Genomic DNA, 16,561 nt, shown 5'->3' on the forward strand with positions numbered 1-16,561 from the left:
CCGAAGGCCTGGATAACATCATCGGTTAAAGGCAGGCTTTCGCGGGTAACGCCGGGGCAGGGTCCGTGCCGGTCGGATAAAAGACACCGGGGCCCGGTGCCAGCTGTGTTAGCGTGGTGCTGTGCGGCATGGCTGCAAAAACAGCAAGATGCTGTAATATATAAGGTATATCATGCGCTAATGCCCGGCTTGCAGGCCGTGCCGGGCGGTGCAATCGACGAGGAGACCGATCATGAAATCACGTGCTGCCGTGGCGCTGGAAGCCGGCAAGCCGCTGGAGCTTGCCGAGATCGACGTGGAAGGACCAAAGGAAGGCGAGGTGCTGGTGCGGCTGGCGGCGACCAGCGTGTGCCATACCGACGCCTATACGCTGTCCGGCGCCGACCCGGAAGGCAACTTTCCGTCGGTGCTGGGCCACGAGGGCGCAGGCGTTGTGGAAGACGTCGGCCCCGGGGTCAGCAGCGTCAGGCCCGGCGACCACGTTATTCCGCTGTATACCGCCGAGTGCGGCCAGTGCAAGTTCTGCCTGTCGGGCAAGACCAACCTGTGCGGTGCGGTGCGCGCCACCCAGGGCAAGGGGGTAATGCCCGACGGCACTTCGCGCTTTTCCCTGGACGGTAAAAAGCTCCATCACTACATGGGCTGCTCCACCTTCAGCGAGTATACGGTGGTACCGGAAGTCTCGCTGGCCGTGGTCTCCAAGGAAGCGCCCATGGACAAGATCTGCCTGCTGGGCTGCGGCGTGACCACCGGCATCGGCGCGGTGATGAACACCGCCAAGGTCGAGCCCGGGGCGACGGTGGCCGTGTTCGGCCTTGGCGCTATTGGCCTGGCCGTCATCCAGGGCGCGCTGATGGCCAAGGCCAGCCGCATCATCGCCATCGACGTCAATCCGGAGAAGTTCAAGCTGGCCGAGCAGTTCGGCGCGACCGACTTCGTCAATCCCAAGGACTACAGCGATTCGATCCAGGAAGTCATCGTCGAGCTCACCGACGGCGGCGTGGACTACTCCTTTGAATGTATCGGCAACGTCAACGTCATGCGCTCGGCGCTCGAGTGCTGCCACAAGGGCTGGGGCGAGTCGATCATCATTGGCGTCGCCGGCGCCGGCGAGGAAATCGCCACCCGGCCCTTCCAGCTGGTAACCGGGCGGGTCTGGAAAGGCTCGGCGTTCGGCGGCGTCAAGGGTCGCACCGAGCTTCCCGGCTATGTCGACCAGTACATGAAAGGCGAGATCAACATCGACGATTTCGTGACTCACGACATGCCGTTCGAAAAGATCAACGATGCCTTTGACCTGCTGCACGCCGGTGAAAGCATCCGCACCGTGCTGCACTATTGAGCGTGACGGCTGCCGTCACCCGCGCTTGGCACCAAGCGCCAGTTCCATTCGCGCGGCCGCGTGCCGCGCCTCGCGCATCGCTGCGCCAGGTATCAACAGGAGCCTGCCATGAGCATGAGTGAAACCTTGGAGTTAGTGTCGGAAAATCGTAGTTTCGGCGGCTGGCACAGGCGCTATCGCCACTACTCGAGGGCGCTTGATTGCGACATGATCTTTGCCGTCTATCTGCCGCCCCAGGCCGAGGAGGGCCGAGTGCCGCTTTTGTGGTGGCTGTCGGGGCTGACCTGCAACGACGAGAACTTCATGCAGAAAGCCGGCGCTCACCGGATGGCGGCGGAGCTTGGCGTGGCCATTGTCTGCCCGGACACCAGCCCGCGGGGCACCGACCTCCCCGGCGAGCATGACAGCTACGACCTGGGCTCGGGCGCCGGCTTTTACGTCAACGCCACCCAGCAGCCGTGGAAAGCCCACTATCACATGTATGATTACTTGGTGGAGGAGCTGCCGTCCGTGATGCGCCTGCAGTTCCCGGTGAACGGGCGCGAATCCATCAGCGGCCATTCCATGGGCGGGCACGGCGCCTTGATGCTGGCCCTGCGCCATCCCGGCCGCTTTTGCTCGGTCTCGGCGTTTTCGCCGATGGTCAACCCGATGGACTGCCCTTGGGGGCAAAAGGCATTTACCCACTACCTGGGCGATGACGTTTCACGCTGGCGCCAGTACGACGCCTGCGAACTGGTGGCCAACGGCGCTTCGCGCCAGCGGCTGTTCATCGATCAGGGCGAGGCCGACCAGTTTCTGGAAGAGCAGCTCAAGCCCGAGAACCTGGAAGCGGTGTGCCAAAAGCACGACCATCCGCTGACGCTGCGCCGCCAGCCGGGCTATGACCACAGCTACTTCTTCATTGCCTCGTTCATTGAAGACCACCTGCGCTACCACGCCGAGCAGCTGTATAAATAAACCTCGCAAAGCTCGCAAACCCCAGGCGCCCTCCGCGGCCAAAAAGCCCGGTCACAAGCGCCGCTCAGTGCCGCCGCGGAAAGGGGCAACGCCTCGCCGCGGCGGCGTCTTGCGTCGCCATTCAAAAGGGCTTTTGCGCCGCCTGTGGCGCCTTGCCTGGCGGCTGGCGCTGGCCGTGGTGCTGCTTTCGTTGGCGGCGGTGCTGGTGTTTCGCGTGGTGCCGCTGCCGGGCTCGATGGTGATGGTCGAGCGCAAGGTGCAAAGCTGGTTAGCGCACGAGCCGCTCTCCATCGACTACCGCTGGCGCGGCCGCAGCGCACTCAGCGATACGGCGCGCATCGCGGTGATCGCCGCCGAAGATCAGCGCTTTCCGCGCCACGGCGGGTTTGACTTTATCGAGCTGCGTCGGGCGCTGGCTGCCCGGCTCAACGGCGAGCGTCTGCGCGGTGCCAGCACCCTTAGCCAGCAGACCGCCAAGAACGTGTTTCTGTGGAGCGGGCGCAGCTGGCTGCGCAAAGGGCTCGAGGCCTGGTTTACTCTGCTCATCGAGCTTTTGTGGGGCAAGCAGCGCATTCTCGACGTCTATCTCAACGTCGCCGAATGGGACCGCGGCGTGTTCGGGCTGGAAGCCGCCGCGCAGCACTACTTCGGCGTGTCGGCAAGCCGGCTCGACGTCCGCCAGGCAAGCCTTTTGGCGGCGATTCTGCCAAGCCCGCTGACCCGCAGCGCGGCTACCCCCTCACCGGACGTGGCCCAGCGCAGCCGCTGGATTCGCCGGCAGATGGGCAATCTCGGCGGTACCGGCTATCTCGAGCGCCTGACCCAGCCGTAGCTTTCCCCCTGGTGCGTATGAGTCTGTGACTCGCCCTTGGCAGCGCGGCGGCCGGCTGTCGGGGTTAGCCGCGTTTGCCGGCGGCGGGTGCCGTGCGGGCTACCAGCACCACGCCGCCGATGGCAACGGCCATGCCCGCAAGGCCCGACCAGGGCAGGCGCTCGTCGAACAGCCACCAGGCTTCCAGCGCGGTCACCGGCGGGACCAGATAAAACAGGCTAGCCACCCGCGACGCGGCCCCTTTTTTGATCAGTGCGAGCAGCAGCAGGATCGCGGCGATGGATAAAATCAGCACCAGCCAGCCAAGGGTCAGGATGAAGGTGGGCGTCCAGGTGACCTGGCGCGTTTCGAACAGCCCAGCCCCCAGTGTGAAAAGGGCGCCCGCGGCCAGGTACTGGATGACCGCGCCCGAGAGCAGCGGCATGTGAGTGCAAAAGCGCTTCTGGTAAAGCGTGCCCAGGGAAATGCCCAGCAGCGCGACGGTGACGCTTGCCAGCGCGCCCAGACCAAAGCCCTGAAACAGCGAGTCGCTGAAGTCGAGCTTGCTGCCCAGCACCAGCGTGATACCGACCAGCCCCAGGGCCAGCCCCAGCCACTGCAGCCTGCCCAGCCGTTCGCCCAAAAGCGGCCCGGCGCAGGCCGCCGTCAGCAGCGGCTGCAGGCCCACCAGCAGGGCCGTGAGCCCGGCGGGCATGCCAAGCTCGATGCTGTAGAACACCCCGGCCAGATAGGCGCCGTGGACCAGCAGGCCGGAGACGGCGACGTGTCCCCAAAGCCCAGCGCCCGACGGCCAGGGCATGCGCATGACCAGCACCAGCGGCACCAGAGCAAGGAGCGTAAAGGCGCAGCGTAGCCACAGAAAGGTGAACGGCTCGGCGTAGGGCAGCCCGAACTTGGCGCCGATGAAGCCCGTGCTCCACAGCAGCACGAACAGTCCCGGCATGGCGGCCAGGCCAAGCGCGCCGGGCCGGCGCAGGGAAGGGTGGATCATGTCGCGCGTTGCTCCAGAATAAGAGGGGCCGGCGGCCGGCTTACGCCTGTCCGGCACGGTGATGAGCGGCTTTATTACATTTCGAAACATGAAAGTGGGAACCTGTGCGATAAAGCGCCGTCACAGGGACACATTCAACATGCATCCATGAGGTTTTGTTTCATGCCACGTTTTACTGCCTTGTTCTCCGCAGCCCTGCTTGCCACCGGTCTGATGGCGGGCACCGTCCAGGCGCAACAGTCCGCGGATACTGCCCAGAGCCAGGCGCCCAGCGCCGAAGCGCAGGCACAGAACTTCAGCGATCAGGAGCTGCAGCAGTTCGCCGATGCCTCCCAGGAAATCGCCGTTGTCTCCCAAGAGTATACCGAGCGTCTGCAGTCGGCTGAAGACGAAGAATCACAGCAGGAAGTTCGTGCTGAAGCCAACGAAAAAATGATCGAGATCGTCGAGAACAGCGGTCTGGACGTCGATACCTTCAACGCCATTGGCCAGGCGATCCAGCAGGATCCGGAAATGATGCAGCGCGTCCAGGAGATGGCCGGACAGTCCTGAGGCCTGCCGGCGCCTCGACGCGATTAGCCGGCTGCCACGTTACCACAGGCGACAAGTCGCCGGTACGTTAGCGCAGCGGCAAAGCTCAACCGGCGCCCCTCGCGCCGTGAAGGCCTCCCCCAAGGCTTTGCCTTCGGCAGGGCATGAACCGTCCCGGCGTTTTGCGCCGGGATTTTTTTGTGGGCTTTCCCCGCCGCGCTTTACCGGGGTCGAAAGGCGTTCCAGAATAAGCCCATGCCGTCATCGATAACGCTCAGGAGGCAGTATGGACGCCGAGCTGATGGAAATTCGCCAGCACATGAGCCAGTTCCCGCCCTTTGATGCGCTGAGCGAAGCCCTTCTGGAAGACCTGGCGGGGCACATCGAGGTGCGCTACTTCAAGACGGGCAGCGATATACTGCTGCTGAATGCCGACGTCGACGAGTTCTGCTATATACGCAGCGGCGCGGTCGAGGTCTATCGCCGTCAGGGCGATCTGTATAACCGCCTGGGCGAAGGCGACATCTTCGGCCACTTTCATCTGCTGCGCGATCACGTGGTGAGGTTTCCGGCCAGGGCCATTGAAGACACGCTGATCTATTTCATCCCCGACGCCGTCTTTCAGCGGCTGTGCGACGCCGATGAGCACTTTGCCGACTTTGTCGAGCTGGAGCGCCCGCGGCTCGAGACCGCGGCCGAAGAGCAGCGCGAAGCCAACGACATGATGGTCACCCGGATACGGCGCCTTTTGTCGCGCGCGCCGGTCATGGTCGGCGTGGAGACCAGCGTGCAAAACGCGGCTCTCAAGATGAGCGAGGATCAGGCGTCGGCGCTGCTGGTCACCGAGCCGTGCAGCGAAGACACGCAGCGCTGCTTTCACAACGGCCACGAGATGTGCCGGATTCGCGGCATCATGACCAACAGCGACTTTCGTACCCGCATCGTCGCGCAGGGGCTGCCGGCGCAGACGGCGATAGGCGACGTGGTCTCCCGGGCGCTGATCAGCGTGCAGGCGGACGTCTCGATCTACGAAGCCATGCTGGCCATGCTGCGCAACAACGTGCATCACCTGCCGGTGCTCCACCGCCAGCGGCCCCTGGGGATCGTCCATCTGTCCGACATCATCCGCTACGAAACCCACAGCGGGCTCTACCTGGTGAGCAACATTTTCAGCCGCCTGAGCGTGGAAGGGTTGGCGCGGCTGGCGCCGGACGTGCGCGCGGCCTTTGTGCGGATGGTGCGAGAGGGCGCCAATTCGCAGATGATCGGCACCGCGCTTTCCACCATCGGGCGCAGTTTCACCCGCCGGCTGTGCGAGCTGGCCGAAGAGTCGCTGGGCCCGCCGCCGGTGCCCTATGCGTTCATGGTCAACGGCTCCATGGCGCGCAACGAGCAGGGTATCGTCACCGATCAGGATAACGCCCTGGTGCTCGATAACGCCTTTGATCCGGAAGAGCACGACGACTACTTTCGCCGGCTGGCGACCTTCGTCAGCGACGGGCTGGACGCCTGCGGCTACACCTATTGCAAGGGCGATATCATGGCCACCAACGCCCGCTGGCGCCAGCCGCTGGACGTCTGGAAAGGCTATTTTCGGGAGTGGATCAACGAGCCCACGCCCGAGACCCTGCTGCACAGCTCGATCTTTTTCGACCTGGACAGCGCCTACGGCGAGGCGGGGCTGGTCGAGCAGCTGCAGGACCTGATAACGGAGCAGGCGCCGCGCTCGTCGCGGTTCCTCGCGGCCATGGCGCGCAACGCCCTGAACCGCACGCCGCCGCTGGGCTTTTTCCGCACGATCGTGATGGAGAAGGACGGCAAGCACAACAACTCCATCAACCTCAAGCGCCGCGGCACGGCGCCCATGGTGGATCTGATCCGCATCCACGCCCTGGCCTGCGGCTCAAGCGCCCAGAACACCTTCGAGCGGCTTGACGATATCCATCAGACTCGGCTTCTGGCCTCGGGCGTGAGCGACAAGCTGCGCTATGCCTTCGAGTTTCTGTGCATGTCGCGACTGCGCCATCAGGCCATCGACATTGACAAGAACCGCAACCCGGATAACAACATCGAGCCGGAAAACGTCGAAAGCAGCGAGCGCCACACGCTGAAAGACGCCTTCCAGGTGCTGAGCAACGCCCAGAAGTTTCTCAAGTTCCGCTATCCCATGGCCGGCGGGCAAACGGAGCGGCGCTGATGCTGCCGATTCGGCCGCGTCAGAAAACCGTTCGAGACGATTGGGCTGCCTACATGCGCGCCCGAGCCGATGCGGCCCGGGACGCCGCCGTCAAGCGCTATTTCGCCACGCCGCTGCCGTCGTGGGACACGCCGATAACCGACGTGCCGATGGCGGCGCTGGACATGGAAACCACCGGTCTGGACGAGCGCCGCCATGCCATTGTCAGCCTGGGCGTAGTGCCCTTTACGCTGGCGCGCATTACCCCGGCCCGGCGGCGCTACTGGGTGGTGAAACCGCCCCGGACGCTTTTTGCCTCGTCCATCACCCACCATCACATCACCCACTCGGAAATTGCCGGCGCGCCGGATTTCGACGCCATCATCAACGAACTTTTGTCGCTCATCGCCGGGCGAATCGTGGTGGTGCACTTTCGCAACATCGAACGCCCCTTTCTGGAGGCCGCCGTGCGCGCTCGCCGGGGGGAGGGGGTCATGTTTCCCATGATCGATACCATGTCGCTGGAGGCACGGCTGTACCGCCAGACCTGGTGGGCCCGTTTTCGCCGCTGGCTGGGCCGCTCGCCGGTGTCCATTCGGCTGAATGCCAGCCGCTCCCGCTACCATCTGCCCCTCTATCAGGGCCACCACGCGCTGGTGGATGCCCTGGCCACCGCCGAGCTGCTGCAAGCGCAGGTGGCCACCCACTATCGTCCGGAGACGCCGCTGGGCGATCTGTGGTGCTGACGCCGGCGCCGAGCCAACGGCCAGGCACAAAAAAGGCAGCTCTCAGGCTGTAATGCCAGTCAGTTAACGCTGACTGGCATTTTTCTTAGTGGGGTATTTCTGTGGTCGCCGCCTGACTGAGCGAGGATAAGATCGTTCGCGTCGTTCAGGCAGGACGAAGGAAGGTGCCATGTCCAGCATCGACTGAACCACGCCGGGCACGCGTCCTGGCGAGACCCAGGGCAGGATCGTTAACTCCTTGATGAGCCAGTGAGCAGCCTGATGGAAGCTGAGCTGATTGGGATGCACGGCATCCAGGCTATAGGCCATGCGAGCCATCTGGAAGCGGATCAGGTTATAGGCTAACAACGTGCCCCAGAGCTCCTGAAAGACCATCTCCGGGGTGCGGCTACGCAGTGTCAGGCGGTTACCCAGCAGAGATTGCTTCATTTCCCGGTAGCCCAGTTCGATTTCCCAGCGGTGGCTGTAGAGATCGACGATATCCGCCGCCGGAAAGCGCAGCGGGTCGGTCATCGAGGTCAGGATCTGCACTTCCTTGCCGTTCACCTTGCGGCGTAACAGCCGCGCCGTCATCGTCGGCGGCAAGGCTGGCCACTTCTTGCGCGCCTGAGGTGACGTCGACAGGGTCACCAGGCGATCCTGCCGGCCTAGTGAGCGCTCTTCCTGATACTGTGTTCCCTTCTTTAGAGGAATCAGCCAATGCCGCTGCTCGCCGGCGCTCTGCCAGGCATGCAGCAAACCCAGTGAGTAGAACCCACGATCAAACAGCGTCAGGGAGTGATCCGGGGTGCTGCCGATGAGCTGAGTGGTCAGCTCCATTTCACTGCTCGCGACACTGTCGAAGGCGGATCCCGTCAGCAGGTGGCTGGTCAGCTCCATCTGGCACACCATGCGAATCTGCGGATAGCTCGCCTCCCCCTGAGCATTGCGCGTGCGCGCAAAGGCTGCCTGATTCTCGGGAGAGTCAGGAGTACGCCAGACCACACCATCAACGCCCAGTAACGTCAGACCACTCCAGTGGGGGTGAGGGGTCTGCTGATGCCACAGGGCCTGGGTCTGCTCGAAGACGCGCTTGACGGGCTCCACTCCAAGCCGTTGACGTGCCTGCACCACGGCACTGGGCGCGACGAAGGGACGCTTGCCGGGCAGCATGATGTCGAGGTGATTGACGATCTGCCCCATCGGGATATGCCGAAACAAGGCCATCCCGACAACCGCCCAGACCACCATGTCCAACGGCAGGCGACGCTTGCGCAGTGTGGCCACGCCGGCTTCTTCAAGACAGGTGTCGATCAGTTCAGGGGAGAGCACCTCGGAGAGGCTGGAGAAATCGTCGGGTACCGACTTGGCGATGGCATCAATAGCGTCGCTGAAATGCATGGACCTTCCCGTGTCAGTGTGCCTGACACGGGAAGGTCTCATGATCAACTTATTGAGAACAGGCTTAACTGACTGGCATTAGCTCTCAGGCTGCCTTTTTTGCTTTCTTGCACGCTGCCTTGATTATACGGTGCGCGGCTCGCTCATCAGTGCCTTGATCAGGCCGTAGCAGCCGAACAGCAGCACCACGGTAAACGGCAGGCCGGTGGAAACCGACGCCGCCTGCAGCGCGCTCAGGCCGCCACCCAGCAGCAGCGCAATGGCAATGCCGCCCTCGATGATGGCCCAGAACATGCGCTGGGGCTTGGGCGCATCCACCTTGCCGCCGGCGGTGATCGAATCGATGACCAGCGAGCCGGAGTCCGACGAGGTCACGAAGAAGACGATGACAAGCACGATACCGACGAAGGACGTAATGGCGGACAGCGGCAGCTCGCCGAGCATGGCAAACAGCTGCAGGTCCAGTTCGGCGTCCTGCACGCTGGAGATACCCTGGGTAATGACCTGATCAATGGCCGTGCCGCCAAAGGCGGTCATCCACAGCACGGACACCAGCATGGGCACCAGCAGCACGGCGATCAGAAACTCGCGCACGCTGCGGCCGCGGCTGACCCGGGCGATAAACATGCCGACAAAGGGCGACCAGGAAATCCACCAGGCCCAGTAGAAGGCCGTCCAGCTGTGCACAAAGGCGGCGTCCTCACGGCCGAAGGGGTTGGCCAGCGCCGGCAGGTTCATCGCGTAAGCGCCGAGGTTGCTGAAAAAGCCGGTAGCAATGGCAAGGGTCGGCCCCACGACGATTACGAACACCAGCAGCAGGAAGGCCAGCGTCATGTTGAGCTGGGACAGGCGCTGTACGCCCTTGTCCACGCCGGCCACCACGGAGCCCAGCGCCACGGCGGTAATGCCGAGAATCAGCACCACCATGGTGGTGTTGGTGTTGGGGATATTGAAGAGGTAGTTAAGGCCGGTTGAGGCCTGGGTGGCGCCCAGCCCCAGCGAGGTGGCAAGCCCGAACAGCGTGGCAAACACGGCCAGCGTATCGATGATGTGGCCCGGCCAGCCCCAGATGCGCTCCCCGAGGATCGGGTAGAAGATCGAGCGCATGGTCAGCGGCAGCCCCTTGTTGAAGGCGAAGATGGCAAGGGACAGGCCGACGATGGCATAGGCACCCCAGGGGTGGAGGCCCCAGTGGTAGATGGTCGACGCCATGGCCAGCGTCGCCGAGGCCTCAGCGTTACCCTCGGCACCGCCCAGCGGGGCCGCGTCCGCGCCGCTCATCGCCGTGCCGAAGTGGGACAGCGGCTCGCCCACGCCGTAGAACATCAGGCCGATGCCCATGCCCGCGGCAAACAGCATGGCAAACCAGCCCGCATAGCTGAAGTCGGGCGTGGCCTTGGCACCGCCGATGCGCACCTTGCCCAGCGGCGACAGCACAAGCCCCAGGGCCACCAGGACAAAGACGTTGCCGCCAACCAGAAACACCCAGCTCAGGTTGCCGGTCAAATAGTCAAAGGTGCCGGTGAACATCGGCGCGACCTGATCCTGCAGCGCCAGGGTGATGATCACAAACAGCAAGATCACCAGCGAGGAGACGGTGAACACCACGCTGTGCAGGTCGATGGGGACACCAAACCGGCTGGTGGCAATGTTGTCCTGGCCGATCACATAATCGGTGTCGATCAGGTTAGCCGCCCCCTCCGGTGCGGGAATACCTTCCGAGGCGCTTTGCTCTGACGCCTCCGGCGTTTCTTTGTTGGCCATAAGCGATTTTCCTTCAAAGTGAACAGGAAGTGCGTCGCCCCAGTGCTCTATACGCAAGCGCTCCTTGCGAGAGCGTTACAAACGCCTCAGGCGCGACGATGGATATATCAATGCATGATGGTGCAGGCCCGGCAGTCGGGCAGCTGCTCCGCTCAGCCCTGGTCGTGGCGCAGCAGAAAGACCGATGCGGACGTGCGCGATGCCAGGGTGCCGCCGTGGGCCGGCAGAACGATATCCAGCGAGCGGGGCAGATGGGTGGCCATGATGACCAGATCCGCGCCGACGTCGTCAACGGCCTGGAGCAGCAGGTCATCCAGGTTGGCGATGGGGTCGGTGGAGCGGTAGACCTTCGCCGCGACCGGGCGGCCGTGAGCCGCGTGGCGCTTTTGGGCAAAGGCTTCGAGCTTTTGCTGGTATTCTTCCGGCGTGCGGGCCACGCTGTTGGGCGAGTTGGACGTCACGCCCACGTAGGTGATGGTGGCGTTGTAGTGGCGCGCCAGGTCGGCCACCTTGGCCAGCGCCGGTTCCAGGGTTTCCACGTACCCAAGGTCGATTGGCACCATGATGTGATCAAACATACACGACTCCTTTGCCGGCTTGAGAAAGATGCAAGGCATAAAAACAGCCACGTCGAGGCGTGGCTGTTTCAGCATCGGGCCCGACCTTAGTTGTCAAGCCATTCGTTGACCTTGTCCGGGTTGTTTTCTACCCACTCTTCAGCGGCCGCTGCGGGATCATTGCCTTCTTCCTGCATCAGCATGACTTCGTTCATGTCGTCCGAAGACCACTCGAACGCGTCCAGAATCGCATAGGCGCCGGGCATGTCGTCTTCAAGGCCCTGGCGGGCAATGGTGTGGATCTTTTCGGAGCCGCCGTAGGTTTCCTTGGGGTCGTCGAGGAACTTGAGGTCCCAGCGAGCCAGCATCCAGTGCGGCGTCCAGCCGGTCACGGCGATGTCCTCGTTGCTGTCGATGGCGGACTTGAGCGCGGCAGTCATGGTCGCGCCGCTGCCGCTGACCAGGTCGTAGTCCAGGTCGTATTCGTCGATGGTTTTTTCGGTCAGGCGCATGACGCCGGCGCCCGGATCGATGCCGGTGATCTTGCCGTTGAAGCTGTCGACGTGATCGTTCATGTCTTCGATGGAGTCGACGTCGCTGTATTCGGGCACCACCATGCCGAGCTTGGCGCCCTCAAGGTTGGGGCCGAGATCGTTTAGCTCATCCTCGAGCTCGGCGTAGTAGTCCTCGTGGGTGGCGGGCAGCCAGCCGGCGAGGAAAGCGTCGGTATCGCCGGTCGCAACGGACTGCCACATGGCCGCGGCAGACAGCGAGGAGGTTTCCACGTCGTAGCCGGCCTGCTCGAGGACGACCTTCATGACCTCGGTGGAGGCGACGGTAGAGGCCCACTCGACGTAGGACAGGTTGACCGTACCCTTGTCCTGGGCATGGACGGTGCTGCCGGCCGCCAGGCCTGCGCCGGCGAGCAGGGCAAGCGAAGTTACGCGAATGCGTTTTGTCAGCATTGATGTTGTCATTAGCGTTGCTCCCTTGGTGATAGTCAGGCGCCGCTCAGCGGCGCCCTGGATTTGTGATACAGCAGTGTGTTCGTTGCATCACTCCGGTACAGGATGGCAAGGCCGTCGCGACTTGGCAAGCCGGGGCGCATCGCCATCGATAACGCTTAGCGGCGCAGCGACTGGGTCAGGCGGTCCAGCAGCATGGCCAGAATCACCACGGCGATGCCGGCTTCGAAGCCGTCGCCCGGGCGCAGACGCTGGATCGCACGCCAGACTTCGCTACCCAGGCCGTCAGCGCCGATCATCGCGGCGATGACCACCATGGAAAGCGCCAGCATGATGGTCTGGTTGATACCCGCCATCAGCGTCGGCAGGGAAAGCGGTAGCTGCACCTTGACCAGCTTCTGACCGCGGGTGGCGCCGTAGGCATCGGCGGCTTCGATGAGGTCGCCCGGTACCTGGCGGATGCCCAGGGTGGTAAAGCGAATGGCCGGCGGCATGGAGAAAATCACCGTGGCAAAGATCGCCGAGACCGAGCCGATACCGAAAAACGGAATAGCCGGAATCAGGTAGACGAACGCCGGCATGGTCTGCATGAAGTCCAGCACCGGCATGAGCGCTCGGTAAAGCCGCTCGGAAAGCGCCGCGGCGATTCCCACCGGCACCGCGATGATCACCGCCACCAGGGTGGCGATCACCACCAGCGTCAGCGTTTCGATCATCGGGAACCAGAGCCCCATGTTCCAGATAAGCGCCAGGCCGACGGCCGCGCCGATGCCCAGGCGGATGGAAGAGGCGCGCCAGCACAGCAGCACGATGATCGCCATCAGCCCCCATTCGGGGAGCCACATCAGCGCATCGTTGAGACCGTCGATGCCGCTTTGGGTCACCCGGGAGATGCTCCGGGTGACCACGGAATATTCGCTGGTCAGCCAGTCCAGGCCGCCTTCGATCCAGTCCCCGAGGGGGATGCGTACGATATCCATCATTGATCTCCTGCCCGTGCGAGTTCATCCAGGACGGCGCCTTTCACCACAACGCCCAGCAGGCGCTGCTCGTCGTCTACCACGGCGATGGGAAAGCTCTTCTCGGTGAACAAGGCAAACAGGTTCTGCATCGGCTCGTCGGGCGTAACGCGACGGAAGTCCTGGGTCATGTAGTCAGCGATGGTGTCGGCGCCCTGGTCGACGGCCCGGCTGGCCTCATCGACCTCGAGCAGGCCAAGCAGCTTGCGGTTGCGATCGACGACGTAGATGGAATCGATGCTGTTTTCGCGCATCTTGTGCAGCGCCGTGCGCGGCCCGTCGCTGCTGCGAGCGGTGGAGCGAACCCGGCGCATGGCGCTTTCCGCGGTCAGAATGCGCGACATGTCCACGCCTTCGATAAAGCGGCGGACATAGTCATCTGCCGGGTTGGTAAGAATTTCTTCGGGAGTGCCGATCTGAACGATCTCGCCGCCCTTGAGCAACACGATGCGGTCACCGATGTTGAGCGCCTCGTCGAGGTCGTGGGTAATGAACACCGTGGTTTTCTGGGTTTCGGCCTGCAGCTGCATCAGCTCCTGCTGCATGTCCTTGCGGATCAGCGGGTCAAGCGCCGAGAAGGCTTCGTCCATCAGCAGAACGCTGGCGTCGTTGGCCAGCGCCCGGGCAAGGCCGACACGCTGCTGCATGCCGCCGGAAAGCTGATTGGGGTAGGCGTCTTCCCAGCCGTCTAGGCCGACCTGGTGTAGCGAGTTTCGTGCCAGCTTGTGTCGCTCGGATTTGCTGATGCCGCGAATTTCCAGGCCGAATTCGGCGTTTTTCTGCACCGTACGGTGGGGGAAGAGAGCAAAGTTCTGGAATACCATGGAAAAGTGTCGGCGGCGGCATTCCAGCAGCGCCTTGTCGCTAAGCTTGGGGATGTTTTCGTCGTCAATGACGACTTCCCCTTCGGTAATATCAATCAGGCGGTTGAGGCAGCGAATCAGGGTGGATTTACCCGAGCCCGAGAGCCCCATGATGACCAGCAGCTCACCTTCATACACGTCGAAGTCGATGTTGGAAAGCGCCAGCGTCTGGCCGGTTTTTTCGAGAATTTCGGGACGTCCGAAGCCTTGATCACGCAGTTCCAAGGCGCTTTTGGGGTGTTTGCCAAAAACCTTGCTTAACCCGCGCACCTTTATTTTGACGTCTTGTGTGTCGTCCATCAGCGATGCCTGGTTGGTGAAAAGACAACACGCCCTCATTAGGGCACGGCCCTAGCGCACCGCCCCGGAATCTACCGGACGGCCCGCCTGGCGCCGCGCACCATAATGAAAAAAGGCGTGCAATACATAAACAGTATTATCGTTTATTATACATGGGTGCCGCGACCCTGTCACAACGGCTGGCTAACGGTGGTTGGACGCTGCGCTTAGCGCCTGTCTCATCCCGGCCAGCCGTCGTGCATCTGACTCCAGGGCTAAAATTCAGGGCGGAGCGGTCGACTCGGCGACGCGAACCAATCGCGCATCCAGGGACACGGGAATGGCATTGCGTATATCGTCGTAGCCCAGCAGGGCCAGCACGCTGCGGCCCACTGGATCGCTGCGCACTTCCCGGGCATCCAGCGACAGCGGCTCGGCCTGAGTCACGCGAATGCTTTCCTCATCCAGCCGGCTGAAGCGTAGCCGCACCGGTGCCTGCTGCCCCTGGGCCTGAAACACCACGTTCTCCACCAGCTCGCTGCCCGGCGTCAGGGCATCCAGGCGGCTCGTGTCCACGTTGGCGGACAGTGTGAGTAGCGGCTTGTCCGCCAGCCCGGCAAGCCAGGCCGGCAGCTCGTCAAAGCGGTCCAGCACCTCAAGCTGGCTCAGCCGCAGCGGCAGGCGCAGCGTACCGTCATCGGCGATCTGGCCGTCAAGCCCGCGCAGCCGATGCCGGTGAGCCACCGTATCCGAAGCCGTACGCTCGGTGATCGTGACCCCGACCTGGGAGGCCGATGGCGCCAGCGCCCACTCTGCCTGAGCCGGCAGTACCATACTCATACAGGCGATACCCAGCAAGCAGGCCCGGCGATGACTGTGATGCCACATAGGCAGACTCCTGTGTCCGCTGTTTATCGGAGCGAGAATGACTAGCCTCACCCCACCGTATTCGGTATCATACGCCCCCGCGCAAAGGGCCTATAGCTCAGTGGTTAGAGCAGGGGACTCATAATCCCTTGGTCGCTGGTTCGAGTCCAGCTGGGCCCACCAATGAAATCAGCACCTTATGAATTTTGACTGGTGAGTCCCATAGTCCAAGGGTACAGTTTCGGTACAGTGCCGATCCTTCAGTCCCCTGGAGACTTTCATGGCCACCATCGTCAAGACCCCTGCCGGTAGCTGGAAAGCCGTCATTCGCAAGACCGGCTGGCCCACCACCGCCAAGACCTTCCGTACCAAGCGAGATGCCCAGGACTGGGCACGCCGCACCGAAGACGAAATGGTGCGCGGTGTCTATATCCAGCGCAGCGCCTCGGAGCGTATGACGCTCGAAGTCGCGCTCAAGCGCTACCTGGCCGACGTTACCCCTACCAAGAAGCCCAGCACCCAGAAGAGCGAACGCCACAAGGCCAACACGCTGATTGAGCACTTGGGCAAGTACTCCCTCGCGGCCCTGACGCCGGAGCTGATCGCCAACTTCCGTGACACCCGTCTGAACAGCATTGGCCATCGTGGTCAGCCTATCAGCCCCAACACCGTGCGCCTGGAGCTTGCCTTGCTGGGCCATCTCTACACCGTGGCCATCCAGGAATGGGGCCTGGGCTTGACCTACAACCCCGTCCAGAACATCCGCAAGCCCAGCCCCGGGGAAGGACGCGATCGGCGCCTGAGCCCCGACGAAGAGAAGCGGCTGTTCACGGTGCTGCGTCAGCACAGCAATCCCATGCTGGCCTGGATCGCCAGAATCGCCCTGGAGACGGGCATGCGCTCGTCGGAGATCCTGACCCTCACTCGCTCCCAGGTCGACGTGAAACGCCGCGTGGTGCTCCTCACGGACACCAAGAACAACGAAGCCCGCCTGGTGCCGCTGACCCAGTCCGCCACCGAGGTGTTCAAGCAGGCGCTGAACAATCCGGTGCGACCGCTTGAATGTGACCTGGTGTTCTTTGGCGAGCCTGGAAAGGATGGCAAACGCGGCCCCTGGTATGGATTGACCCGTCAAGGGGTCGGTTGACTCTGCTACGTGTGATTGTCCTCAATGCCTACGGATCAGGAAGCGAGGGGCTATCAGCGACGGTGGATCTCTCTGGTATTCGTGGGTTGGTTACCGACCTGTCATCACTTCGTCGCGGAGCTACCCTGGTCTACGAGCGAGG

Annotated in this window: 15 protein-coding genes and 1 tRNA gene; 8 read left to right on the forward strand and 8 right to left on the reverse strand. The window is 63.0% G+C overall.

All coding sequences use genetic code 11. From position 1 onward, the window contains the following. The first annotated feature begins 232 nt into the window (after nt 1-232). The 3 genes from P1P91_RS04330 to mtgA all read left to right on the forward strand — a co-directional run bounded on the left by P1P91_RS04330 (nt 233) and on the right by mtgA (nt 3,134). On the forward strand, nt 233-1,342 hold the full coding sequence (locus tag P1P91_RS04330; protein WP_311884780.1) for an S-(hydroxymethyl)glutathione dehydrogenase/class III alcohol dehydrogenase: 1,110 nt from the start codon (nt 233-235) through the stop codon (nt 1,340-1,342). Between the two features lie 108 nt (nt 1,343-1,450). After that, the gene (gene fghA / locus P1P91_RS04335) at nt 1,451-2,302 is read left to right on the forward strand and encodes an S-formylglutathione hydrolase (protein WP_311884782.1); all 852 of its coding nucleotides are present in this window, start codon (nt 1,451-1,453) and stop codon (nt 2,300-2,302) included. A gap of 109 nt (nt 2,303-2,411) precedes the next feature. After that, entirely contained in the window at nt 2,412-3,134 is a 723-nt protein-coding gene (gene mtgA, locus P1P91_RS04340; protein WP_311884784.1) for a monofunctional biosynthetic peptidoglycan transglycosylase, read from the forward strand. Between the two features lie 64 nt (nt 3,135-3,198). On the opposite strand, the gene P1P91_RS04345 is transcribed toward mtgA, so the two are convergent. Continuing rightward, complete coding sequence (locus tag P1P91_RS04345; RefSeq protein WP_311884786.1) at nt 3,199-4,125, reverse strand: DMT family transporter; 927 nt, start codon at nt 4,123-4,125, stop codon at nt 3,199-3,201. Between the two features lie 162 nt (nt 4,126-4,287). Here P1P91_RS04345 and P1P91_RS04350 point away from each other — a divergent pair, with 162 nt between their 5' ends. From P1P91_RS04350 to P1P91_RS04360, 3 genes are all read left to right on the forward strand, one after another. Further along, on the forward strand, nt 4,288-4,677 hold the full coding sequence (locus P1P91_RS04350) for a DUF4168 domain-containing protein (protein WP_311884788.1): 390 nt from the start codon (nt 4,288-4,290) through the stop codon (nt 4,675-4,677). Nucleotides 4,678-4,942: 265 nt separating this feature from the next. Beyond that, nucleotides 4,943-6,853 (forward strand): DUF294 nucleotidyltransferase-like domain-containing protein, encoded by a 1,911-nt coding sequence (locus P1P91_RS04355; protein ID WP_311884790.1) that lies wholly within the window; start codon nt 4,943-4,945, stop codon nt 6,851-6,853. Beyond that, nucleotides 6,853-7,578 (forward strand): 3'-5' exonuclease, encoded by a 726-nt coding sequence (locus P1P91_RS04360; protein ID WP_311884791.1) that lies wholly within the window; start codon nt 6,853-6,855, stop codon nt 7,576-7,578. The genes P1P91_RS04355 and P1P91_RS04360 overlap by 1 nt, the downstream gene beginning before the upstream one ends. A gap of 63 nt (nt 7,579-7,641) precedes the next feature. Here the strand turns inward: P1P91_RS04360 and P1P91_RS04365 are convergent, their stop codons facing one another. From P1P91_RS04365 to P1P91_RS04395, 7 genes are all read right to left on the reverse strand, one after another. Continuing rightward, complete coding sequence (locus P1P91_RS04365) at nt 7,642-8,958, reverse strand: IS4 family transposase (protein WP_311882673.1); 1,317 nt, start codon at nt 8,956-8,958, stop codon at nt 7,642-7,644. 123 nt (nt 8,959-9,081) lie between these two features. Beyond that, a complete protein-coding gene (locus tag P1P91_RS04370; RefSeq protein WP_311884792.1) occupies nt 9,082-10,722 on the reverse strand; it encodes a BCCT family transporter in 1,641 nt (546 codons plus the stop codon). A gap of 152 nt (nt 10,723-10,874) precedes the next feature. Next, on the reverse strand, nt 10,875-11,300 hold the full coding sequence (locus P1P91_RS04375; protein ID WP_311884793.1) for a universal stress protein: 426 nt from the start codon (nt 11,298-11,300) through the stop codon (nt 10,875-10,877). Between the two features lie 86 nt (nt 11,301-11,386). Continuing rightward, on the reverse strand, nt 11,387-12,256 hold the full coding sequence (locus tag P1P91_RS04380; protein WP_311884795.1) for a glycine betaine ABC transporter substrate-binding protein: 870 nt from the start codon (nt 12,254-12,256) through the stop codon (nt 11,387-11,389). Between the two features lie 146 nt (nt 12,257-12,402). Beyond that, nucleotides 12,403-13,224 carry an ABC transporter permease gene (locus P1P91_RS04385; RefSeq protein WP_311885695.1) on the reverse strand — a complete coding sequence of 274 codons (822 nt, stop codon included), beginning with the start codon at nt 13,222-13,224 and terminating at the stop codon, nt 12,403-12,405. Beyond that, on the reverse strand, nt 13,224-14,426 hold the full coding sequence (locus P1P91_RS04390) for a quaternary amine ABC transporter ATP-binding protein (RefSeq protein ID WP_311884796.1): 1,203 nt from the start codon (nt 14,424-14,426) through the stop codon (nt 13,224-13,226). Before P1P91_RS04390 ends, P1P91_RS04385 begins: the two co-directional genes overlap by 1 nt. 261 nt (nt 14,427-14,687) lie before the next feature. Beyond that, entirely contained in the window at nt 14,688-15,245 is a 558-nt protein-coding gene (locus tag P1P91_RS04395; protein ID WP_311884797.1) for a hypothetical protein, read from the reverse strand. Nucleotides 15,246-15,379: 134 nt separating this feature from the next. Between P1P91_RS04395 and P1P91_RS04400 the strand changes: the two genes are divergently transcribed. Then, a tRNA-Ile gene (locus P1P91_RS04400) sits at nt 15,380-15,455 on the forward strand. Between the two features lie 97 nt (nt 15,456-15,552). Then, nucleotides 15,553-16,419: a tyrosine-type recombinase/integrase gene (locus tag P1P91_RS04405; RefSeq protein ID WP_311884798.1), complete on the forward strand. Its 867-nt coding sequence runs from the start codon at nt 15,553-15,555 to the stop codon at nt 16,417-16,419. Nucleotides 16,420-16,561 lie beyond the last annotated feature (142 nt).

Source organism: Halomonas piscis (genome assembly GCF_031886125.1).
In the GTDB taxonomy this organism is placed as follows: Bacteria; Pseudomonadota; Gammaproteobacteria; order Pseudomonadales; family Halomonadaceae; genus Vreelandella; species Vreelandella piscis.